Source organism: Nostoc linckia z4 (genome assembly GCF_002608075.1).
Lineage (GTDB): Bacteria > Cyanobacteriota > Cyanobacteriia > Cyanobacteriales > Nostocaceae > Nostoc > Nostoc linckia.
In genome coordinates this window covers 1-21,190 of the sequence record NZ_LAHA01000030.1, presented here as the reverse complement: position 1 = coordinate 21,190, position 21,190 = coordinate 1, and the positions used below count along the sequence as shown (strand labels likewise).

The following is a 21,190-nucleotide window of genomic DNA, read 5'->3' as shown; positions in this document are numbered from 1 at the left end:
GATCGCTAGTTGATACTGATTTGCTATTGAAACTAAAACTCTCATGGCAAAAACAGCAAAAGTCTTTTGTTAGAAGGGTTGTAACCCAGCCTTGAAACTTTTGTTTGGAAATTCGGTTTTACCATTAGTTCATATTCAAACGCTGTGCTAAACTAATCCATATAAGGATTATGTTCGGTTGAGTAACTCCTTTTGATTTTTCAAAGCGTCTCTCCGAATTTAACTCTCCACACTCCCTAAATTCGGAGACTTTTATGTCAATTTACATTGGTAACCTGTCCTATCAGGTTACGGAAGACGACCTCAGGCGGGCATTTGCAGAATACGGAACAGTAGCACGTGTTCAATTGCCTACAGATAGAGAAACAGGCAAGCCGCGTGGGTTCGCTTTTGTAGAAATGCAAACAGATGCAGAAGAACAAGCTGCCATTGATGCACTTGATGGCGCTGAATGGATGGGACGTGATTTGAGAGTCAACAAAGCTAAACCCCGTGAGGAAAGAAACAATTCCTCTCGTGGTAGCTGGGGTGGCGGTAATGCTCGCCGCAACAATCGCTACTAAATCAATTCCTAAAAATCTCACATCTAGAGTCTCCAGCAGATAAAAGCAAAGGCTCGACTCTGCTGGAATATTTTTTTTTGTATTTAATTTTCAATTATTCATCCACATTCAGGAGGAATGAGAATGACACAAGTAGTTTTAGGAGAGAATGAAGGTATTGAATCAGCCCTACGAAGATTTAAGCGGGAAGTTTCTAAAGCAGGAATTTTCCAAGATATGAGAAAAAAACGTCACTTCGAGACTCCAATAGAAAAAGAGAAGCGCAAAGCAATTGCTAGACATAAGCAACGTCGTAAGCAAAATTCTCGTTTTAGATAGGAATTTCCAGTTATTTTGCCCGAATCTCTTCATCGTGGCGATACCTATTTAAAAAACAGTGACTGGGGACTGTAGACTGAGGAGACAAGGAGAATCAATCTCAGTCAACAGTCAACATATCAAATGCGCTACAGCTGAGTCCCCATTGCATTACCAGCTATATAAGCTGTCGTCCAAGCACTTTGAAAGTTAAAACCGCCAGTCACACCGTCAATATCTAAAACTTCTCCAGCAAAGTAAAGTCCAGGAACTAACTTACTTTCCATTGTTTTAAAGTTGACTTCTTGGAGGTTGACACCGCCACAGGTGACAAATTCTTCTTTAAAAGCTGCTTTACCACTGATTGAATATTGTCCTTGAGTGAGTTCTTGCACTAACAGATTTAAGGTTTTATTGGATATTCCAGCCCAGCGATCCTCTGTGGTAATGCCTACGCGGGCAATGATATATTGCCAAAGACGATGAGGTAAGTCAACACCACGATGCAGTGCGATCGCTTTTTTCGACCATTCATTTTTGACTGCTAAAATTTGTTGTCGCACTTGTTCTTGTTGCAAATCAGGCAACCAATTAATTAATAATGTTGCTTGATAGCGGCTTTCATGGAGAACTCTTGCACCCCAAGCAGAAAGCTTTAAAATAGCAGGGCCGCTGAAACCCCAATGGGTAATCAGTAACGGCCCTGTTTGTTGTAATTGAGACTTTCCACCTACAGATAACCGTAATTGTACGGTGTTAACACTAATTCCAGCCAACTCCCTCAGTTTTGGATCGAGAATATTGAAGGTAAATAAAGAGGGAACTGGTGATTCAATTGTATGTCCTAACTCCCTAGCAATTTTATAACCCATCAAGCTACTGCCGCTAGCCAAAAGTAGGCGATGGCATTTAATTGTTTCTCCCGATTTTAAGACAATATCAAACCCAGAATCGTTGGAAGTGCGTTTCACTGAAGTTACGGGTGTACCGATGCGAAGTTTGATGTGAGATGTTGCTGCGGTTTTAATTAAACACTCCACAATTGTTTCTGAAGTATTAGTAACAGGAAACATCCGACCATCGGCTTCGGTTTTTAAATTAACTCCGTGTTTAGCAAACCAAGCTACTGTATCTTGAGCTTGAAACCGAGAAAAAGCACCGCGCAAAGCTTTGGCACCTCTAGGGTAATTTTGCACTAACTCCCCAGGATCGAAGCAAGCGTGAGTGACGTTACAGCGTCCGCCACCAGAAATTAGTACTTTCGCTAGGGGTTGGCGACTAGCTTCGATTAAAGTGACTTGGGCATTAGGGTTGACTTTAGCACAAGCGATCGCGCCAAAAAAACCCGCTGCCCCACCCCCAATAACTACAATTTGTAACGGTAGCAATTTCAAAAATATCTCTTTTTAGGATCTATATCTCTAGGCTAGCTGTCATACGGGGAATAGGGAATAGGGAACAGTTCAGAAGGCAGAAGGGAACCCACCCTTAAAAGAGTGGGATTGTAACAATGACGCTTTATACCTCGTTGCAAGCAATCTCAGTATAATTGTTGATTCAACTCAGCTTTAAACCCAGAACAAAAGTTTTAATTAATACTCTTAACCTTCTGCCTTCTGCCCTCGACCTTCTGCCTTTCTTTGTAATGGTGGGGTTTTATCGTCAGTTTATATCCTCATCCTTCATAGGGTTCAAAGTCTGATTTTTGAGCGCCGCAAGTGGGACAGGCCCAATCATCTGGGATGTCTTCAAAAGGTGTTCCTGGTGCTATACCACTGTCTTCATCACCGACTTCTGGCTCGTAGATATAACCACAAACAGTACATATATACTTTTGCATTTTCTATGCTCCTAAAGTGTTATTGGTATTGCTTGATTATTAAATACTTGAGAAACAGAGTTACAATAGGCACGCTACAATTCTTAAACTTGAAAACGCAGATTAGTATTAATCAAAGGGCGGATCGTGAGGGATAGTGACTGTTGATAAAAAGTCACCTGATTTACCACTTCTGATGGCATCAAAAGTGCCTTTGATAGTACCAGCAATGGGAACAGCAACCAGTGTTCCTAACAATCCAGCAATTTCATATCCCATTAAAATCGCCACAAAAATCCAGATGGGATTGAGTCCGATAAAATTGCCGAGTAATCTCGGAGCTAATAAATTATCTTTAACTTGCTGCATGAGGATTGCCACCAAAGCAACTTGGACTGCTAGCCACCAATTTTGCAACAATACTAAAATTGTCACTAGACCAATGCCTAGAGATGCTCCAATAAAAGGAATGAGTTCTGAGATGCCGATTAGGATAGCAAATAGCAGAGCAAAAGGCACTTTCATGATTAAGAAAATTGGCGTTAGAACTGTTACCATGAATAGTCCTAATAACAGCTGGCTCAGAAAGAACTTTTGGAAATTTAGCCGCAAAGATGCAGTTAGAGGATCTCCAATATTAGAAGGCAAAAGATTCACCAGACCATACCAGACGCGATCGCCATACAAAAGCATATAAAATGCCAGCACCACTATTAACACGATATTAAATAATCCTGACAGGACTGTGCCTGCAAATCCCACTGCACCAGAAGCTAGCTGTTGTACCAAATTTTGAATGTTGACATTGATTTGATTGGTCACAACCCTCAAATCAATTGGCAAACGTCGTTGTTTGGCAATGGTTTCAAACTGTTCTAGGTTTGCTTGGCTAGCACTTAACCAATCAGGAATTTTATTTAATAATTGGATTGTTTGGTCAATTAGTATTGGTACTAGGGTAACGCCGAGAATCGCCAAAACGGTTAAAGTTGCAAGCAAAACAATAATCACCGCCTGAGTGCGAGTAATTCGAGCGCGTTCAAAAAACTTAACTGGATAATTGAGTAAAAAAGCCAAAATTGCTGCAATGCTTAAAATGCTAATTGGATGCTGGAAATAGCGAAAAAGCACAGATAGTAACCAGACATTTAAAGCGATCAGTGGACCGCTCAGACCATAGATTAACAACTGTTTAAGGGAGGCAGAACGGCGCATCTGAGGCAATCTGTTTTTAGGACTCCTTGAGATAAATTGTAAAACTGGCGTTGGTGTCGATCGCGATCGTAGATATTTTTAACAAAGACATCTTTTAGCCTATCTCATAGCAAGGAAGCAAATTCAAATGGACAAAACCGTAGCAGACCTTCGTAAAGACTACACCCTAGAAGGTTTGAGCGAACTTGAAATTGACCTTAATCCTTTTATTCAGTTTAGAAAGTGGTTCGACCAGGCAGTATCAGCCCAACTTCCCGAACCAAATGCCATGACCATTGCTACCTCTACACCAGATGGTAAGCCTTCGGCCAGAATGGTACTACTTAAAGATTTTGACGAACGAGGCTTTACTTTTTTCACCAACTATAACAGCCACAAAGCACAAGAACTGGCAGAAAATCCCCAAGCTGCTTTAGTTTTCTGGTGGGCGGAACTAGAACGTCAAGTGCGGATTTGTGGCTATGTAGAGAAAGTTTCCGAAGCCGAGTCAGACCAATATTTTCACACTCGTCCTGCGAACAGTCGTTTAGGTGCGTGGGTATCTAATCAAAGCGAAGTCATAGAAAGCCGAGAAGTTCTTGAGCGACGTATGGAAGAGTTTAAAAACCAATATGAAAATCAAGAGATCCCCCGCCCACCTCATTGGGGAGGCTTACGAGTGATCCCCACAGAAATCGAATTTTGGCAAGGACGCTCCAGTCGTCTCCACGATCGCTTACTCTATAGTCATTTAGATAATGGCAGTTGGAATATTCAGCGCTTATCACCGTAAAGATGCGGTACTGGTGACTGGATGAAAGTGCTATAAATCACAGCATATAATTGTTGACTGTTGACAGTTCACAGTCAACACTAAAAAATTTGCAACAGCCGACTCTACTAGTCTGCCAAAGTCTTTTTGACAGGCGGGGGAAAGGGTAAAGGCTTTAAACCCTTCCCCTTTTACCTTTTCCCTTTCCCCAATCTCAACCTGTCAATATTTGCGTGGTGAACTACTACTGTTGTTGAACTGCCGATGCTTTAGGAGAAAACTGAATCCTGGGATCTGGCATAAAGTTATATCTGAGGTAAAATCCTCCCCAGACAAACAGGATAATCAACAATGCACCAATGCCAAGGGGACTAGGAAGCCAAAAAACAGCTTCAATGTGATTTAACTCCCCAGTCTGGAGTTTCCACAGCAGTTGATTGCCATTCTTTTCCGGTTCGATGGCGGTTTCAGTTTGTGTTAAATTTTTTGCTCCCCAAGGAGTTTTGAGGGCAAATTCCAAATCGAGAATCGAACCAGCGTTAGCTAAGACGTTGCCTTTGTTGGAAATTAAAGACAGCGATCGCAAATCTAAGTCATAAATCAACCGATTTTTTACCAACAGTAAAAAATTGTTTTGCTCCAATATGATGTTGGATTCAATTTTTGGTAGTTCTGAGTCAGATTGACTTTGCACAGGCTCAGAAGCTTGATTCGCACGGGAGTTAAAAAATTGGTTGAATTTTTCTTGCAATTCGCCACCACTGCTAAAAGGAATTGTCACAATTATTTCTTCTGGAGAAATTCGCTGTGCTTTTCCTTCAAGTTTCTTGGTGCGCCGCTCTATGCTATTTAACCATTCATAGACATAATCGCCACTAAAACTTGTTAACTGTTCTCCTAATTTAATATGTTGTACTAGTTCGCCACTATTTGAATTATTAAAGTTCAGCCCTACGTCATACTTAACACAACCAGATAGTAGCAGGGATGTTAACAGTACCAACCACAAAATAGGATTTTGTATAGGAAAAACCCGGTTCATTCGATTTCGGACAACTCGTGGTGAAATAAATTTCATCTTTGCCAATACCAACCTTAATGGTTTAATCAACGACAAGAAAATTTGTCCTAAAATTGAAGAATACATAACTATAAATCTCCCCAAAAGTCAAACTTTTTAACCAATCTTGACTTTTACCTCAACCTCAGGCAATCTGTTGTTAAAGATTTCCATCCCAATTCTGACAATTTTGGGAAAGTTTGCAACAGACTGGCTGCTGTTGAGAAACTGTTCAAAAGCTGTCCTAATTTTATGCTGAGTGTTGATGAACCTTCTCAGGAACATTCAAAAATCATCAGAATGTTACATTTTAAAGGTATTTGGCAGGACGACCAATACAGTTCGGTTAAAGGGGAAAGGGAAAAGGAGAAAGGTTTCAAATACATCCAAATCCCCTTACCCCTTAACTTTTTCCCAGACCACAAGGGAAGTTCATACTGCTTATCCGAACCGTATTGGCAGGACGGCAGGAAGCAGACTAGAGAAAAAACTATATATCTAAATGAATTGGTTAATTTATTCTTTGGAAGTCCGCTATTCTGCTTATTCCGTATTTTAATCGTTGATTAAAGAATTAAATTTTACCTCACTCCTGAAAATATCAACTACAAAATTACTTTGTATAAAAATTCCATAAATTTATGAACAAATTTTATGTTACAGTTTGCTTAATGATTACCAATCTGCAAAAATATTATTATGGTAAGGTCTTCCAAGATTGTTGATTGGAGGCTAAAAAATATTTTTTTATAGACGATCTGACGGTTATTATGTATTTTATTATGTTCGTTGTAGATGAACAATTTTTGTTAGTAACTATACATAAAAATCAAACTGCATCAGTAACCTAAATTTAAATAAATAGTTTAGTTAACTATTAAGATCCACAAAGCTAACACTTACAAAATAGGTTATTTCGTAGAAAGATTTTATTATAATGCAATCACCCAAAGATTCATCAAATTTACGACAAAAAGCTGTTAAGGGAGTATTTTGGTCTGCTCTAGACAGTTGGGGGCGTCAAATCGTTTCTCTTGGGGTTTTCTTAATACTGGCACGCTTGCTAGGGCCAGAAACATTTGGCTTGATTGCTCTTTCTACCATATTTTTAAATTTTTTACAAGTTTTTCTCGATCAAGGTCTTTCTCAAGCGATCGTCCAACGCCAAGATATAGAAAAAGAACATTTAGACACTGCCTTTTGGACTAATTTAGGAGTCAGTGGACTAGCAGCTATACTCAGTATTGCTTGTGCTGGATTGATTGCTAATTTATTCAAGGAACCACAGATTACGCCAATCATTCGTTGTTTATCTTTAGGCTTTATCATCAGTGCTTTTAGTAGCGTTCAAGAAGCAACTTTTCAGCGAAAACTAGCATTCAAATCTCTTGCAATACGCTCATTAATAGCGGTAGTTATTGGCGGTATAGTAGGCGTAACTATGGCGTTTATGGGATTTGGAGTTTGGAGTCTAGTCGGTCAGCAATTAACCAATAGTTTTGTACAAGTTTTGGTACTTTGGTCAGTTAGCGATTGGCGTCCAGGATTGAGATTTTCCCAAAAACACTTCAAGGAACTATTTAGCTTTGGAGTGAATGTAATGGGAATGAATTTATTTAACTTCTTAAACCGTCGCTCTGATGATTTTTTAATTGGTTATTTCCTCGGTTCTATTGCATTAGGATATTACAGTGTTGCCTATCGTTTACTCCTCATTCTCACACAATTACTGACTAGTATTATTGTCAAAGTATCCCTTCCTACTTTTTCGAGATTACAGCAAGAACCCGAAAGATTACGCAATGCGCTTTATAAAGCGATCCAAATGACAAGCTTGATCACTTTTCCGGGTTTTTTAGCCACAGTCATATTAGCACCTGAAATAGTAACGGTGATATTTGGGCAAAAGTGGTCGCCAAGTATTCCAGTGATGCAAGTTTTGAATTTGATTGGTATTCTTTATGCTTATTTTTATTTCAACGGTTCTGTGATTATGGCTGTTGGAAAACCTTCTTGGAAGTTAGGTTTAGATTTCATACAAGCTGTCAGCAATGTTATTGCCTTTGCTATAGCAGTTAGGTGGGGAATTATTGCAGTTGCAGCAGCTTATGTGATTAGAGGTTATTTAATGGCACCACTTAATGTGTGGGTAGTTTGGAAGTTAATTCATATTGATATATGGACTTATCTGCGTCAAGGTGCTGTTCCTTTAGCAGGAACAATAATTATGCTAATGAGTATCTTTAGTGTTAAGTACTTTTTGATTAACTTAATTAGTCCTCCTGTAATATTAGCTATTTCCATAGCTGTAGGCATAATAGTATACGTTTTATCGATTTTATTGATTGCACCAAAACTATTTTGGCAAGTAGTCAATATTTCCCGTTAAGTCACTAGAAGGATAAAAATCATCATGAATGCAATTATTACGGGAATCACTGGGTTACGTAATAGAGGTGTTGAAGCGTTAGTCGTTCCTACCATTGAACAGTTACTAGAACGTCAACCTAGTTTAGGTATAGATGTGTTGACTGATTCACCTGATTATGACGAAATCCGGCTAGAGGTTTTTGGCTCGCAGACAATTAAAGATTATCTGAGAAATGCTAACAAAACAAAGCTGCACAAGTTACGTAATATTTTTTCTCAGTTTTATAAGCCTTTGTCAGCTAATTATCAATCCAATGTAGAAAGAATCCGTCAATCATCAATTGCTATCGCTTCTGGAGGAGATGTATTCAGTTCTGACTATGGAAGATTAGATCGGCATTTATTACCATTAAATATAGCTTTGGATGCTGGTGTACCTGTTGTGTTTCTCGCTCAATCAATTGGGCCATTCAAAACTCAGAAAGAAGTGGATGCTTGGTTGAAAGTTGCTCGTCGTTCTAAATTAGTTACAGTCCGCGAACAACTTTCTTACAAATATGTAACTAAAGATTTAGGTTTAGATGCTTCATTAGTAAAACACACTGCCGATCCAGCTTTTTTATTGAAACCGCCATCTCCAGAGATGGTAGCAAAAATTTTGAGAAGCTACGGTATTGACCAAGATAGACCTAAAATTGCCATTGCACCTAGTCAAGGTATTTGCCGTTATGCTGCTCAAGATTATGAAAAACATATTAATGTTTGGTGTCAGGTAATCAAGCTAATGGTTAACGAATTCCAGGCGCAGGTATTGATTATTCCTCACGTTCAAGAAATCAATGCTAATAATGACGATCGCATCTTTGCTACGCAATTGTTAAAAGCTCTTGATTATCATTTAGATGTTCGACTTGCAGGTGCAGATCATACTGCGTCAGAGTTTAAAGGATTAATAGCAGCCTGCGACATGATTGTAGCCGAAAGAATGCACCCAGCGATCGCTGGACTTTCCAGTGGTATCTGTACTCTCCCAGTTGGTTATTCAGTGAAGGCAGAAGGAATTATGTTGGATCTTTTTGGTTCCGAAGCACTTCACGATCATAAATTACTGATTTCAATTCAACAATTTCTCAATGCCGATGTAGCTTGTGAAACTATAGTTAACTGTTGGAATAAACGTCACGAAGTGGCCAATCGGCTAAATCAAGTACTACCACAAACTAAGCAAGCAGCAGCAGCTAACTTTGATATGATTTCGGAGATTTTAAAATAGAAATCACAAGATTTGCCATTTAGCGATCGATAGCGAGAAGTCTAAGAATGCAGAGGCTAAACTTCACAGGTTAATTGGAGTTTAAAATCAGGATTCTTGCTTCTCACTACTTTCAATGGCACAGCAAACTTTGTTTTCTTATGTATTAATAAATTCACAAGCCTGAAAAGTTTTATTATAGAAGGTGATTACGAAAGTATTTTGATTTTCTATACAGAAATAAAAATATATAATTATTTTTAATAAAACAAATGCAAGTTTTGTTTTATAAGTTATGGTAATCCTATAAAATTTGATAACAAATCAATATGATAACAACATCTAGTAAAAAAAATTTAACAAAAAAGCAAATTAAATCTATTTTTCTACCTAAAGTCATTGATGACAATCCTTATATCAAACAATTGAAACTTCATCTAAAAAAATTAGATATTGAGTTAGTATTTCCTGACACTTCTTCTTCAAGAACATTGTTTTTATCTACGGTATTTTTCCCACAAAAAGCAGATATCATACATTTGCATTGGCTACATCCCTTCTTTGTACACTCAAAGAATCCGTTGGTGAATATAATTAAATTTGTCATAATTATCTTGGAGTTAATGATTCTTAAAATAATCGGCATTAAAATTATTTGGACTGTACATAATATCAAAAATCATGAAAATAAAAACTTAGCTTTAGACCGAATTTATAGCCTTACTGTAGCTAAATTAGCTAATGCGATGATTGCTCATTGTCATATAGCAAAAAAAGAGATAGTCAAAAAATTTTCTGTAAAAAATGCAGATAAAATATTTGTTGTTCCACATGGAAATTACATAGAAGCTTATGACAATAAAATTGGAAAATTAAACGCACGCAAAATTTTAGGTTTGCAAGATTCTAGTATGGTTTTTTTGTTCCTTGGTACAATTCGTGCGTACAAAGGAGTATTTGAACTTATAGATCAATTTAGTCAGCTAAATAGCGACAAAAGTAATAACATTCAACTAGTGATTGCAGGTAGAGTTTATGACGATAGCCAAGAAATTACAGATACCTTGAAAGAAAAAATTGCGAAAGATCCGAGAATAAAATTCTTTCCAGGCTTCGTTCCAGACGATGAAGTTCAAGTATACATGAATGCTTGTGATGTAGTTATCTTTCCATATCGAGATATTTTGACATCAGGTGCGGTAATTTTAGCAATGTCTTTTGGTAGAGCCTGCATTGCACCCTGCAAAGGTTGTATTGGAGAAGTGCTTGACGAGCAAGGAGCATTTTTATACCAAATCGATGATAAAAAAGGCTTAATGAAAGCCATGAATTCTGCTATAGAAAAACAGCATGAATTATTGTCTATGGGACAGTACAATTTCAAGCTAGCCCAACAATATAATTGGGACTACATTGCACAAATGACGGCTGATGTATATCGTCATTGTTTATAGTAATCCAATACTGCTCGGTTAAGGATTTTAAACTGGAATTTGGTTTGGGGAAAAGGTGAGCCAGCGCGGTCTTGGGGGTTTCCCCCATGAGCGACTGGCGTTAGCGTCAGCGTTAGCGACGAAGGAGCGTCACCCCGAAGGGGTTAAAGGGAAAGGGTTAAAGGTTTTTTCTTTCCCTTTTCCCTTTTCCCTTTCCCCCTTAACCGACAAGTATTGTATTGCAATCCTATTTGAGTTGTGAAAATTTTAGTAATGAACTCATCTGTATAGGCAGGCAATAGGCAATAGACAATAAGGTTATAAAAGAGTAAAGTCTACAGAATTTTGTTCAACAATCAAACAGGATTCCTAGATGTCACAAATCAATTAGGACTGTATCTAACTTTGCTTGAAATCTGCTGTATGTTAAACAGGTGCTCCGGAAACACTCAACCAAAGTAAATAGAAAATAGTTAGACCAATTGTAATTAACGCTACCCAAATAAAGCGATTATCTTTAGTATTAACTTGACTCAAATCGACAAATTCTCGCTCAGTCAGTTTAGGCTTCTGCGGTTGAGGAGATTTAGGAGACTTAGCAGCAACAGTAATTTTGAGTTCGTTATCGGGTAGTGCGCCCAAATCAGGAATTTGAGTCATCCATTCGCTTGGTCTTTTGAGCTTTGGTGCTTTCAATATGTAAAGCATCCGTCGCGCTTGTTTGCTAGTTTCAAAATGTGGGTGGCGTTTGAGTCTTTCGCAAAGAGCGATCGCATCATCTGTGCGTCCAGCTGCTTCATAAGCAGTCACCAGACTAATTTCAACTTCACCTCCAAGACGAGAATTGCGAGCTAATAGAGCGCTAGCCTTTTCTAAATTTTCTACAGCTTCGCGGTACTGCCCATTTTCAAAGGCAATTTTTCCAGTCTGGTAGCGGGTTTTAGCAATTTCTATACTTTCTGCACTCACGTTCTGTTCGTAAATTACCACTATTTTAATTTTGCCAATGTCAGCAATCTTTTTAAAATCTTTTCACAAGCTAACAACTTGAAACTAGATAAACTTCTAAAATTTTAACTAGTAGCTATGGCTATTTTTTCGTTAAAAAGTCTGGTATCAAATACAAGTTATCAAACATATGCTAAAAACCAAGCATTCACAATTGTATTGGCTAGGAGCAGGCATATCTCTGGCAGTGATGAGTGCTGCCATCGCTCCAGCATCCGCCGACATAATTATAATTGACAGTGGCTCTGGAATTAGGCGAGCGCCTGCTGTTGGTTCCTTCATTTATGGTAGTCCAATTCCCACACCAATGCCTGTAGACCCAGCAACAGGATTGACACCACAACGCATTGATTATTACAACAATTATTCCTATCCTGTCATCAGACAAAGGGTGAGAAATTCCACCATAATTAATCCAACTTTGGTGAATCCTACAATTCGCAACTCAACACTAGTCAATCCGGTGATTATCAATAACTCATGGCGTCGTACACCATTTAGCGGCGGGCGATCGCGGGTTATTATTACTTATCCTCGGTAGAGTGGGGAGTGTTGAGAGTGTGGGGAGTGTGGGGAGTGTGGGGAGTGTGGGGAGTGTGGGGGGTGTGGGGGGTGTGGAGGGTCATTTTTTGGATACTTAGCCAGAAATCCCACACAAAATTTCGTTCACCCATCCTCCCACCCCTCCCACACTTCCTGCTTGCCCCATGCCCTTTTACGATGTAAACTGCGAACCGAGAATCATTGTCCCGATACCAACGTCAGTGAAGATTTCTAAAAGTAGGGCGTGGGGAATGCGTCCATCGATGATGTGTGCTGCACGTACTCCTTGAGCAAGCGATCGCACGCAACAATTGACTTTAGGAATCATACCACCGCTAACTATACCAGCACTAATTAATTCGCGAGCTTCGCGAATATCTACTTTAGGAATTAAGGTAGATGGATCTTTATAATCTTTTAAAATACCTCTGGTGTCAGTTAATAAAATTAGCTTTTCTGCTCCTAATGCTGCGGCAATTTCTCCAGCCACAGTATCAGCATTAATGTTGTAAGCTTGTCCTGTTTCATCTGCGGCGACGCTGGATACCACCGGAATATAGCCATTACTAGCGAGAGTTTCTAAAATTTTGATATCTACATTGCTGACTTCCCCAACAAAACCGATGCCTTCTTGACCTTGGGGACGAGCTGTAATCAAATTACCATCTTTGCCGCAAAGTCCTACAGCTAAACCTCCAGCTTGGTTAATCAGCGCCACAATTTCTTTATTAACCCGACCGACTAAAACCATTTCCACCACATCCATTGTGGGGGAATCGGTAACACGTAGACCATTCTTAAATTGCGCTTCAATTCCTAATTTATCTAACCAACTATTAATTTCTGGCCCGCCACCGTGGACTAGAATTGGCCGCAAGCCAACACAAGATAAAAATACAATGTCACGGATGACTTGATCTTTGAGGGTGCTATCTTTCATTGCTGCGCCACCATATTTAACAACAACAGTCCGGCCGGTGAACTGTTGAATGTAAGGTAGTGCTTCGCTTAGCACTTGCACGCGAGTGGCTTCAGCTTGCCTGATGTACTCACTATCATTAACCATTATGAGGAGCCGCCATTGAAAATTAAAACCTATTTCAGTCAGTGTAGAAGACTTTGGAACCTGTAACAATAAGTTATGGGGCATTGAGCATTGGGCGGGGCGATCGCTGCATCAAAGGTCTAAAATTGAAATCATCACAATCGGGGATTGAAGAACCGCAAAATAAAAATGACGAGACTGCTAATTCAAACCCAAAGCACACCTTTAACAGTCAATTTTCCCTGGCTTGTGCAGATGACAAATGAGCAGTTCTACGAATTTTGCCAAGCTAATCGAGATTTGCGAATTGAGCGTACTGCTAGTGGGGAAGTCATTATCATGCCACCAGCTTTTTCAGATACGGGCAATCGTAACTTTAATATCGCTGCACAGCTAGGCTACTGGACTGAAAAAGATGGTACTGGGATTGGCTTTGACTCCAGTTCGGGTTTTACATTGCCCAACGGTGCTACTCGTTCCCCTGATGCATCTTGGATTAAATTAGAGCGCTGGAATGATTTAACAGAAGCACAAAAAGCTTCTTTTGCACCAATTTGTCCTGACTTTGTAATTGAACTACGTTCTTCTAGTGACCGCCTCAAAGAATTACAAGAAAAAATACAGGAGTATATTGACAATGGTGCATCATTAGGGTGGTTGATCGATCGCAAAAATCGAAAGGTTTATATTTACCGTCCTCATCAACAACTTGAAATTTTGGATAATCCTGAAACAGTTAGTGGCAATCCAGAATTGCCAGGATTTGTGTTAAAGATGACCAAAATCTGGTAAGCGTCAGAAAATTACTTTGTTCTTAATTATTAGAAACTTGTGATTTGAGAACGCTAGGAATTGCCTCAAGTATCCGCGTGGCAATTTCTTCCGGTGTTTCTCCCTCTTGCACTGTAATTTTTAGATCGGCTTGGGAATATAGTCCTTGACGTTGTTCCAGGAGCGATCGCACCAACAAAATATATCCTCAAAAAGATGATGGCTAATGTTAATCTGCTATGAATAATAACCAAAACCTGAAAAATGCCGAGGAAAATCAGGGAGTTAAAACAGATTCTACGTAAATTAGATTTTACTGAACTCCCAGGTAAAGGTAGTCATACCAACTGGATTCATCCTTTATACAGTGGAAAATTAACTATTTCTGGTAAAGATGCTTCGGATGCTAAACCCTATCAAGAAAAAGATGTTCAGCAGGCTATAAAGGAAGTAGAAGAAAGACAACAACAACAGAAGCAAGAAGATGAGCAAATTTAAGTATCAAATGCTGATTCAATGGTCTGAAGAAGATAATTGTTTTTTGGTGGGATTTCCCGATTTTCCCGGACAGCTTTGGAGAACTCATGGTGATAGTTATGAGGAAGCTGTCACAAATGGAATTGAAGCTTTAGAATCTTTAATTATGGCTTACGAAGCCACGGGTGAAGAACTTCCAAAACCAACTGTTAATAAAGCTGCTTGATGGCGATCGCACTAAAAATATATGTCTTGAAAAATGCAATTAATTTTATATTATGCTGGCGATACTCCACAGGAGTCGCTATGCGAACGCACCAAAAAATATTCTCTACAAAAATGCGATCGTGTAGCGGTTCGTGCGATGTTCCGCACGAAAATATTTTTCTCGTAATTATATAAATATTTTTGCGTAGTTACTTACAATTGCGTTTTTTTAGGGCTAATCTCAAATGCTAAATCAGCACGATAAAAACATACATTGAATTCCAAGAAAAAATTCATCTGTCCTAAAACCAGGGGAGCATTTCTGTCTCTTGTCCAAGCAAAAGCCAATTCCACAGTTGGAAATTGTTCTACTGTTGCTATCACAACCAATGCTCTTGCTTCAAATCTAGACAAATTACCTCCCAACGGAACGGAAAGTGTTTGACGTTCCCAAACAGCCCCCAACCTCAATCCGATTTCGTAAGGTAAAACATTAACACTTGAACCTGTATCCAGTAAACCCGATACATTCAAAGAATGATTCTGATAGGTTAGGGTTAAAGGAAGATAAGGAAATGTGCTTAATGCACCTAACTCTGGGTTAACCTCAGTGAACCTAAATCTGACTTTATCAACCATTTGTTGGTGCTTTTGCTTCTGCTAAAGCTTTTGCTAAAACAGCAGCAGCTTCAAAAGAATCATACAAACCAAGGTTTGCAGTTTTACCTTGAGCATCTAATGGAACTAAACCGGATTCGTTCACCATTTCATTTACTAGGAAATGCAGTAATAAAAGTTTATCGGTGTGAGATAATTCTTTTAAATGGGGCAAAAGCTCAGTGAGAGACATAAAATTAACTTGATAAATATATTGGCAACTCAATTATATAGTAATCCTTGTTGCATTTCGAGAGCTATGGCATATTATAAATTACGATACTCTAATTTTAATTAGTAAATATCAAAGCGATCGCACCAAAAAATATTCTTTAAAAAATGCGATCGTAGTATTTAGGATATTGCGATCGCACAATCTAAAAGCGATCGCATCAAGATATTTTTCCTAATAAATTCATATTTTAATGAATTTAATCACCACACCCAAAATAAAAAAATTTTCCGCCGAAGGCAGAAGAGGGAAAAGTGAAGAAGTGTAAAGGGGAACAGGGGAAAAGAGAAAAAGGCTACTGAAGAATCCTCCCAACCGCGTAGACAACACGAAAACCAATAATATTGTTGGGGTCACCGCGCTCTGCCCCAACAGAGACGTAGCGGGACGTGGAACGGCAGAGTCTAGGAGAATCGACGTGAGAACCGCCCCGCAGTAGCCTTAAATTTGTATTATCACTGACCCAGGCCCTGCCATCTGTTGGTGCGCCATAGTAATTATCATGGTAATGGTCTTGACACCACTCCCGAACATTGCCATGCATATCATATAAACCAAAGGCGTTGGGCAAAAAACTGCCTACTGGTTTTATTTGTAGGTAATTTTCACCTTCGGGTGCAGAGGCGTATGTATAATCCCCGTCGTAATTTACTAAATCTGTCGTAATCGTTTCACCAAAATAAAACGGTTTAGTCGTCCCCGCACGACAGGCGTATTCCCACTCCGCTTCACTGGGTAGCCTGTAGGTACGTCCTGTTTTCTGACTTAACTTTTGACAAAATTCCACCGCATCATCCCAACTCACTAGTTCTACAGGTAGTTTCTCGCCTTCAAACACAGCAGGATTCGTCCCGATAATTGCTTGATACTGGGCTTGGGTGACTTCATATCTACCCATGAAAAACCCAGGAACTGTCACCTGATGCTGTGGACTTTCATCTTCATTTCTCCCTACTTCCTCCTCCGGTGAACCCATCTTAAAGGTTCCGCCTGGTATCTGCACCATTTCTAAAGTGACACCATTCCCCAAGTCTTCCACAAAGTATTTTGCCTGGCCATTGCGGCGGTTAGTGATGTTTCCCTTTGCATCAACTGTCACTGTTTTAAAATTAAAGGTTTTTAGGGATAATTCTTTTGGAGATGTTGATTGTTTTGTAGAAGCATTTGGAGATGTTGATGGTTTTCTAAAAGCATCCGTAATTAGCTTACCCACAGTCACAGTTCCCAACCCAACACCCATCCAGCCAACAGTTTGAATAAATTTTCGCCGTGATGGTTTGATAAGTGTTTGTTGATTGTTATTGACTTGGGGATTGTTATTTATTTGTGGATGATTATTGATTGGTGCAACAACAACTACTGGTGGTTCCTTTAATGATTCCAACCATTCCTGCATTGTTTGTGGACGGTTTTCTGGTTCCAACTCCATCCCCTTGAGGATTGCTTGATTTACCCTGTCGCTAATACTAGAATTAATCTGCTGTGGTGAATTTAATACTGCACCAGTAGCCCTATTTGGAGCTATAGGAGGCAATCTATTTGTTAACAGAAAATATAGCGTTGCAGCTAAAGCATAAATATCAGTGTAAGCGCCCCTTGGTGCAACTGTTTGATATTGTTCAATTGGCGCAAAGCAATGAGATAAATATGGAGTATGAATCTGTGTCAAATCAGGGATAAACTCTCGTGCAATGCCAAAGTCAATTAATACTGCTTCTCGTTTTTGAGAACGCACAATAATATTTGCTGGCTTCACATCCCGATGTAACAAACCATTTTGATGCACTACTGTTAACGCTTCACCTATCTGCTGGATGTAACCTAATGCTTCGGCTTCTGATAAAACACCTAGACGTTGCACCCTATCAGCAAGGTGTTCCCCTTCAATATATTCCATTGCCATGCACCAAAGTTGCCCTTCTGGGAATACTTCCCTAACTTTGACAACATGGGAATGATTGCATTTTGCTAATTTTACAGCTTCGTTGAGAAAATCTTGCTGAAGTTTGGCAAAATCTGGACGGCGTTGCACTGTTTCATTCAAGGTTTTGATGACAACTCGTTGATTATTTTCATCTATGGCTAAATAAGTAATGCCAAAGCCACCTTGAGCAATATCATTTTCAATAGTATATTTGCCATTTTGTAACCGATATCCGCTTTTCCAAATTGTGACAACTTCATCTGTCAGCAATTTTAGCCATTCTTGCATACTTTGGGGACGGTTTTCTGGTTCTAATTCCATCCCTTTGAGAATTGCTTGATTTAATTCATTGCTAATACTAGAAATATGCTCCTGTGGGGAAACCAATGGCATATTATAGGCTTTACGCTGAAAAGATTCAGTTGGTCTTTTGGCCGCGATCGCGTAGTATAGGGAAGCTGCGAGGGAATAAACATCAACATAGGGTTTTCTATCTCCCCGCATTTGTTCGTGGGGTGCAAATCCTGGATTTCCAAAAAATCTGGAACTAACGGTTGTTGGCATTGTCTCACCCGCAATGCCAAAGTCGATTAATACTGCTTTGCCATCCTGTTGAATCATAATATTACCGGGATGGGCATCTCGATGGACTAATCCAGCCTGATGGACAACTTTCAATGCTTCACCAATTTGCATAATATATTGCAAAGCTTCTTGTGTTGGTAATGCTCCTCTTTTTTGAATCAGCTGAAATAAACTATCTCCCTGAACAAAATCCATTACCAAACAGTAAGTACCACCCTCGTCAAATAAATCCCTGACACGGACAATATTTGGGTGCTGCTTTTCGGAAAGCTTTTCTAGTCGCTGTCCTTCATCGATAAATCGCTTGACATATTTGGGATATTCTGGATCGTGGCGCAGGCTTTCGTTGGGGGTTTTAATCACCACAAGGTTGTTCAGTAGTGCGTGTCGCGCTTTGTAGGTAATACCGAAGCCACCTTGTCCGAGAATTTGTTCAATTACATACTTACCGCCCTGCAACTGCTGTCCAGCTATCCAAACCATAGGGTTTTCGATTCAGCGATATTTGCGAATATTATGACAATGATGGCATAATTCCGCAATTACACTTAATAATCTGTTAGTACGTTTTCCTCATTAATGAGAAACAGGTTTTTTCAGTACGCTGGGGATAGCCTCTATGATTCTGGTTGCAATTTGTTCTGGTGTTTCTTCCTGAGCGATCGCAATTCTGATATCGGCTTGGGCGTATAATGATTGACGTTGTTCGAGGAGCGATCGCAATTTTTCTTGAGGATCGGAATCTTGTAGCAGCGGTCTTGTGGTATCATCCGCTAAACGGCTGTAAATTAGTTCCACTGGCGCATCTAACCACACTATCAAACCGTGGTGTAAATAACTCCAGTTTTCTCGCCGCAATACAATACCGCCACCAGTTGCAATGGTTAATTTTGTAAAAGCGCAAACCTGCGACAGAACATCGCTTTCTAATTGACGAAATGCTGCTTCTCCTTCTTCGTCAAATATCTGATTGATGGATTTACCTGCTGCTTGAGCAATAACATCATCGGTATCCACAAACCCATAAGCCAGCTGCTTTGCTAGTAAGCGCCCCACTGTTGTCTTACCAACCCCCATCATCCCAATTAAGTACAGGTTGACTCCTTGTAATAAACTGCTCACCAGTTGCTTCGCTCCAATCGTGAGTTATGTTAGCTGCTTCCTAAGGCTCAGATAAAACCTGAGAAGTCTTACAAGAGTTTAATTTTAGTACTGAATTGAGATTTTGCAGAAGTCAAAGCCAGAACCAATGGCAATTTGGGTAGTAGCAAACCCAAAATGTAGTCATACAACAATCTTTCTTGAGATAGATGTGGTATGCAAATCATCTATAATTTAGTCTTTTTTTGAAAGCACAAGTCTTAGTTTCTATCAATTCATCTTTTATTTGAATGGAATTAATTGCCATTATTACTGTTATTTCTGTATTGAAAGTAACAAACACAAGAAATTAACAATTATTCAGTATAGATAAATAGTTAATCATCTCACAAATTTAGTAACCTTTGTGAGGTGGCTTAACAAATTTTGTTGAGCTACATTTACGTTTAACGGAAATTTAAGATAACTTCTTTGAAACTTTATCGAAACAATTTCTGTCTATCCGAATAGCCAGTATTTTATCTTTGGCAGACGAATTTCAGTACAAAATATACTGTGTTTTAATCAACACAAAGTGGAATTTTTCATAATTGAGTTAGGACAAGACATGAACAATTAATAATTGATAATCAAAGGTGTAAATAATGACTTATCACTCGGAATTAGCTGAAATATATTTCCAAACTAGAAGTTTCGACATAAAAACTACTGCATATTTCATTTGAATAAGCCTGAATTAATAAATAGTAGGATGAATGAGGCGTCAACTATGGCTCGAATTCGCGACATTGTACAAGAAGCTTTAGCAACTGGCTATTTGACAGTGGAAGCTGAAAATCGACTCCGACAACTGTTGACTACCCCTTATGACTTGGAAGATTTTAATGCTTTCATGAATTTGCAGGAAGCAGCCATGACTGGTAAAGTCAAGCAAGAATCAAGAGAGCGATGTGGTATCAAGTAGAGAGGTAGCTTAATAGTTCTTACCGCCGGGGACGTTCATTGTCATCTTCAGAATCATCTTCAAAAAATCCCCAATCATCGTCATCATCAGCTTGCTTCGTAGTTGGCGGCTGATAAGGGGGAATAATCACTCGATAATCAGCATCGTAAATTGATTCAGTTTTTCCGACTGCTGTATTTTTCGGTTCGCGATAGCCGTAGGAGTAAACTGAACCAGATTCAGAACTGGTTTTAGGTTGCGATTGGCGTTCGTAAATTTTAGAGTCTCTGGACTGTTGAGTTTGAGGATTGCGAGTAGAGGTTTCTTCGGGTTTTTCATCAAAGTCCCAATCATCTCCACTACTATTTGTCTCCCAATCATCAAACACATCGTTGGTAGGTTCTTGTTTTTTGCTAGCTGGTGGTGGATTTGGACGAGTATATGTAGGTTCTTCTCTAGGATTTGCCTTTGCGCGAGATGAAGTTGCTGCTGGTCTGTCAGGAGTTTGGCGTTGTCCTGGGGCAAAATAATTGGATAATTTAAACAACGTCGTAATAAATATAGATGTAAAAGCACCAGCGACTGTACTAAACAAAACCCACATCGCTAGGGGTAACGGTTGAGTCCGCAGACCTAAAAATACCAGCGATAGTGGAGGTGACCAATTCTGAACTAACAACAGTGTTAGTCCTCCCAGTACCGCCACCAATAGAATCAAGCGAATTACAGCCATAGTAAAGGCAAAAGTAAAAAATAACTCTATCTTTCTTTTACAACAAATTTAAGCAGGAAGCCCAGTAGTGGTAAGGTGACCGTGGCTGCTGTCTGGGAAGAAACACAATAGGGGGAAGGGTAAAGGGGAAAGGGGAAAGGGKAAAGGGTAAAGGGGAAAGGGTAAAGGGGAAAGGGTAAAGGGGAAAGGGTAAAGGGGAAAGGG

General features: G+C 39.3%; 23 protein-coding genes and 1 pseudogene. 12 read left to right on the top strand and 12 right to left on the bottom strand.

Annotated elements, in window-relative coordinates; all coding sequences use genetic code 11:
- The first annotated feature begins 254 nt into the window (after positions 1 to 254).
- A complete protein-coding gene (gene rbp / locus VF06_RS22195) occupies positions 255 to 563 on the top strand; it encodes an RNA-binding regulator (protein ID WP_099067747.1) in 309 nt (102 codons plus the stop codon).
- Between the two features lie 123 nt (positions 564 to 686).
- A complete protein-coding gene (gene rpsU / locus VF06_RS22190; RefSeq protein WP_073645277.1) occupies positions 687 to 881 on the top strand; it encodes a 30S ribosomal protein S21 in 195 nt (64 codons plus the stop codon).
- A gap of 128 nt (positions 882 to 1,009) precedes the next feature.
- Here the strand turns inward: rpsU and VF06_RS22185 are convergent, their stop codons facing one another.
- The 3 genes from VF06_RS22185 to VF06_RS22175 all read right to left on the bottom strand — a co-directional run bounded on the left by VF06_RS22185 (position 1,010) and on the right by VF06_RS22175 (position 3,894).
- The gene (locus VF06_RS22185; RefSeq protein ID WP_099067759.1) at positions 1,010 to 2,248 is read right to left on the bottom strand and encodes a BaiN/RdsA family NAD(P)/FAD-dependent oxidoreductase; all 1,239 of its coding nucleotides are present in this window, start codon (positions 2,246 to 2,248) and stop codon (positions 1,010 to 1,012) included.
- 287 nt (positions 2,249 to 2,535) lie between these two features.
- Positions 2,536 to 2,700: a rubredoxin gene (rd, locus tag VF06_RS22180; RefSeq protein ID WP_099067748.1), complete on the bottom strand. Its 165-nt coding sequence runs from the start codon at positions 2,698 to 2,700 to the stop codon at positions 2,536 to 2,538.
- A gap of 108 nt (positions 2,701 to 2,808) precedes the next feature.
- Positions 2,809 to 3,894, bottom strand: a complete 1,086-nt coding sequence (locus VF06_RS22175) for an AI-2E family transporter (RefSeq protein WP_099067749.1) — start codon at positions 3,892 to 3,894, stop codon at positions 2,809 to 2,811.
- Between the two features lie 127 nt (positions 3,895 to 4,021).
- Between VF06_RS22175 and pdxH the strand changes: the two genes are divergently transcribed.
- Positions 4,022 to 4,666, top strand: coding sequence for a pyridoxamine 5'-phosphate oxidase (gene pdxH / locus VF06_RS22170; RefSeq protein WP_099067750.1), 645 nt, complete (start codon positions 4,022 to 4,024; stop codon positions 4,664 to 4,666).
- Between the two features lie 223 nt (positions 4,667 to 4,889).
- On the opposite strand, the gene VF06_RS22165 is transcribed toward pdxH, so the two are convergent.
- On the bottom strand, positions 4,890 to 5,792 hold the full coding sequence (locus VF06_RS22165; RefSeq protein ID WP_099067751.1) for a DUF3153 domain-containing protein: 903 nt from the start codon (positions 5,790 to 5,792) through the stop codon (positions 4,890 to 4,892).
- Positions 5,793 to 6,642: 850 nt separating this feature from the next.
- Between VF06_RS22165 and VF06_RS22155 the strand changes: the two genes are divergently transcribed.
- The 3 genes from VF06_RS22155 (at position 6,643) to VF06_RS22145 (ending at position 10,781) form a co-directional block, all read left to right on the top strand.
- Positions 6,643 to 8,094 carry an MOP flippase family protein gene (locus VF06_RS22155; RefSeq protein ID WP_099067753.1) on the top strand — a complete coding sequence of 484 codons (1,452 nt, stop codon included), beginning with the start codon at positions 6,643 to 6,645 and terminating at the stop codon, positions 8,092 to 8,094.
- 24 nt (positions 8,095 to 8,118) lie between these two features.
- The gene (locus tag VF06_RS22150; protein ID WP_099067754.1) at positions 8,119 to 9,348 is read left to right on the top strand and encodes a polysaccharide pyruvyl transferase family protein; all 1,230 of its coding nucleotides are present in this window, start codon (positions 8,119 to 8,121) and stop codon (positions 9,346 to 9,348) included.
- A gap of 308 nt (positions 9,349 to 9,656) precedes the next feature.
- Positions 9,657 to 10,781 (top strand): glycosyltransferase family 4 protein, encoded by a 1,125-nt coding sequence (locus tag VF06_RS22145; RefSeq protein WP_244917979.1) that lies wholly within the window; start codon positions 9,657 to 9,659, stop codon positions 10,779 to 10,781.
- Positions 10,782 to 11,186: 405 nt separating this feature from the next.
- Here VF06_RS22145 and VF06_RS22140 read toward each other — a convergent pair whose 3' ends face one another.
- Positions 11,187 to 11,729 (bottom strand): outer membrane protein assembly factor BamD, encoded by a 543-nt coding sequence (locus tag VF06_RS22140; protein WP_099072969.1) that lies wholly within the window; start codon positions 11,727 to 11,729, stop codon positions 11,187 to 11,189.
- A gap of 169 nt (positions 11,730 to 11,898) precedes the next feature.
- On the opposite strand from VF06_RS22140, the gene VF06_RS22135 reads away from it, so the two are divergent.
- The gene (locus VF06_RS22135; RefSeq protein ID WP_099072967.1) at positions 11,899 to 12,309 is read left to right on the top strand and encodes a hypothetical protein; all 411 of its coding nucleotides are present in this window, start codon (positions 11,899 to 11,901) and stop codon (positions 12,307 to 12,309) included.
- Between the two features lie 174 nt (positions 12,310 to 12,483).
- Here the strand turns inward: VF06_RS22135 and argB are convergent, their stop codons facing one another.
- Positions 12,484 to 13,380: an acetylglutamate kinase gene (argB, locus tag VF06_RS22130; RefSeq protein WP_180267656.1), complete on the bottom strand. Its 897-nt coding sequence runs from the start codon at positions 13,378 to 13,380 to the stop codon at positions 12,484 to 12,486.
- Between the two features lie 165 nt (positions 13,381 to 13,545).
- Between argB and VF06_RS22125 the strand changes: the two genes are divergently transcribed.
- Positions 13,546 to 14,148: a Uma2 family endonuclease gene (locus VF06_RS22125; RefSeq protein ID WP_099072718.1), complete on the top strand. Its 603-nt coding sequence runs from the start codon at positions 13,546 to 13,548 to the stop codon at positions 14,146 to 14,148.
- Between the two features lie 22 nt (positions 14,149 to 14,170).
- Here VF06_RS22125 and VF06_RS22120 read toward each other — a convergent pair.
- Positions 14,171 to 14,320: pseudogene (locus tag VF06_RS22120) on the bottom strand (shikimate kinase); the annotation flags it as partial.
- A gap of 71 nt (positions 14,321 to 14,391) precedes the next feature.
- Between VF06_RS22120 and VF06_RS22115 the strand changes: the two are divergent.
- From VF06_RS22115 to VF06_RS42845, 3 genes are read left to right on the top strand one after another with little or no spacing between them, the layout of a single operon-like run.
- Positions 14,392 to 14,625, top strand: a complete 234-nt coding sequence (locus VF06_RS22115) for a type II toxin-antitoxin system HicA family toxin (protein ID WP_099072719.1) — start codon at positions 14,392 to 14,394, stop codon at positions 14,623 to 14,625.
- Positions 14,612 to 14,830 (top strand): type II toxin-antitoxin system HicB family antitoxin, encoded by a 219-nt coding sequence (locus VF06_RS22110; RefSeq protein ID WP_099072720.1) that lies wholly within the window; start codon positions 14,612 to 14,614, stop codon positions 14,828 to 14,830. Before VF06_RS22115 ends, VF06_RS22110 begins: the two co-directional genes overlap by 14 nt.
- Positions 14,831 to 14,863: 33 nt before the next feature.
- Positions 14,864 to 14,998, top strand: a complete 135-nt coding sequence (locus VF06_RS42845; RefSeq protein WP_257207719.1) for a hypothetical protein — start codon at positions 14,864 to 14,866, stop codon at positions 14,996 to 14,998.
- 26 nt (positions 14,999 to 15,024) lie between these two features.
- On the opposite strand, the gene VF06_RS22105 is transcribed toward VF06_RS42845, so the two are convergent.
- The 4 genes from VF06_RS22105 to VF06_RS22085 form a co-directional block, all read right to left on the bottom strand.
- Positions 15,025 to 15,450 (bottom strand): hypothetical protein, encoded by a 426-nt coding sequence (locus tag VF06_RS22105; protein ID WP_099072721.1) that lies wholly within the window; start codon positions 15,448 to 15,450, stop codon positions 15,025 to 15,027.
- On the bottom strand, positions 15,443 to 15,661 hold the full coding sequence (locus VF06_RS22100) for a hypothetical protein (protein WP_099072722.1): 219 nt from the start codon (positions 15,659 to 15,661) through the stop codon (positions 15,443 to 15,445). The genes VF06_RS22105 and VF06_RS22100 overlap by 8 nt, the downstream gene beginning before the upstream one ends.
- Before the next feature lie 334 nt (positions 15,662 to 15,995).
- Entirely contained in the window at positions 15,996 to 18,692 is a 2,697-nt protein-coding gene (locus VF06_RS42840; protein ID WP_244917978.1) for a bifunctional serine/threonine-protein kinase/formylglycine-generating enzyme family protein, read from the bottom strand.
- Positions 18,693 to 18,785: 93 nt separating this feature from the next.
- Positions 18,786 to 19,331 (bottom strand): shikimate kinase, encoded by a 546-nt coding sequence (locus VF06_RS22085; RefSeq protein WP_180267655.1) that lies wholly within the window; start codon positions 19,329 to 19,331, stop codon positions 18,786 to 18,788.
- A gap of 748 nt (positions 19,332 to 20,079) precedes the next feature.
- Here VF06_RS22085 and VF06_RS22080 point away from each other — a divergent pair.
- Positions 20,080 to 20,274, top strand: a complete 195-nt coding sequence (locus VF06_RS22080) for a hypothetical protein (protein ID WP_099072723.1) — start codon at positions 20,080 to 20,082, stop codon at positions 20,272 to 20,274.
- Between the two features lie 19 nt (positions 20,275 to 20,293).
- Here VF06_RS22080 and VF06_RS22075 read toward each other — a convergent pair whose 3' ends face one another.
- The gene (locus VF06_RS22075; protein WP_099072724.1) at positions 20,294 to 20,986 is read right to left on the bottom strand and encodes a hypothetical protein; all 693 of its coding nucleotides are present in this window, start codon (positions 20,984 to 20,986) and stop codon (positions 20,294 to 20,296) included.
- Positions 20,987 to 21,190: the final 204 nt, after the last annotated feature.

Bases quoted from the DNA above. Each gene is read 5' to 3' on its own strand.
- rbp (WP_099067747.1), top strand. From the start codon at position 255: ATGTCAATTTACATTGGTAACCTGTCCTATCAGGTTACGGAAGACGAC.
- rpsU (WP_073645277.1), top strand. From the start codon at position 687: ATGACACAAGTAGTTTTAGGAGAGAATGAAGGTATTGAATCAGCCCTA.
- rd (WP_099067748.1), bottom strand. From the start codon at position 2,700: ATGCAAAAGTATATATGTACTGTTTGTGGTTATATCTACGAGCCAGAA.
- VF06_RS22175 (WP_099067749.1), bottom strand. From the start codon at position 3,894: ATGCGCCGTTCTGCCTCCCTTAAACAGTTGTTAATCTATGGTCTGAGC.
- pdxH (WP_099067750.1), top strand. From the start codon at position 4,022: ATGGACAAAACCGTAGCAGACCTTCGTAAAGACTACACCCTAGAAGGT.
- VF06_RS22165 (WP_099067751.1), bottom strand. From the start codon at position 5,792: ATGTATTCTTCAATTTTAGGACAAATTTTCTTGTCGTTGATTAAACCA.
- VF06_RS22155 (WP_099067753.1), top strand. From the start codon at position 6,643: ATGCAATCACCCAAAGATTCATCAAATTTACGACAAAAAGCTGTTAAG.
- VF06_RS22150 (WP_099067754.1), top strand. From the start codon at position 8,119: ATGAATGCAATTATTACGGGAATCACTGGGTTACGTAATAGAGGTGTT.
- VF06_RS22145 (WP_244917979.1), top strand. From the start codon at position 9,657: ATGATAACAACATCTAGTAAAAAAAATTTAACAAAAAAGCAAATTAAA.
- VF06_RS22135 (WP_099072967.1), top strand. From the start codon at position 11,899: ATGCTAAAAACCAAGCATTCACAATTGTATTGGCTAGGAGCAGGCATA.
- VF06_RS22125 (WP_099072718.1), top strand. From the start codon at position 13,546: ATGACGAGACTGCTAATTCAAACCCAAAGCACACCTTTAACAGTCAAT.
- VF06_RS22115 (WP_099072719.1), top strand. From the start codon at position 14,392: ATGCCGAGGAAAATCAGGGAGTTAAAACAGATTCTACGTAAATTAGAT.
- VF06_RS22110 (WP_099072720.1), top strand. From the start codon at position 14,612: ATGAGCAAATTTAAGTATCAAATGCTGATTCAATGGTCTGAAGAAGAT.
- VF06_RS42845 (WP_257207719.1), top strand. From the start codon at position 14,864: ATGCAATTAATTTTATATTATGCTGGCGATACTCCACAGGAGTCGCTA.
- VF06_RS22105 (WP_099072721.1), bottom strand. From the start codon at position 15,450: ATGGTTGATAAAGTCAGATTTAGGTTCACTGAGGTTAACCCAGAGTTA.
- VF06_RS22100 (WP_099072722.1), bottom strand. From the start codon at position 15,661: ATGTCTCTCACTGAGCTTTTGCCCCATTTAAAAGAATTATCTCACACC.
- VF06_RS42840 (WP_244917978.1), bottom strand. From the start codon at position 18,692: ATGGTTTGGATAGCTGGACAGCAGTTGCAGGGCGGTAAGTATGTAATT.
- VF06_RS22080 (WP_099072723.1), top strand. From the start codon at position 20,080: ATGGCTCGAATTCGCGACATTGTACAAGAAGCTTTAGCAACTGGCTAT.
- VF06_RS22075 (WP_099072724.1), bottom strand. From the start codon at position 20,986: ATGGCTGTAATTCGCTTGATTCTATTGGTGGCGGTACTGGGAGGACTA.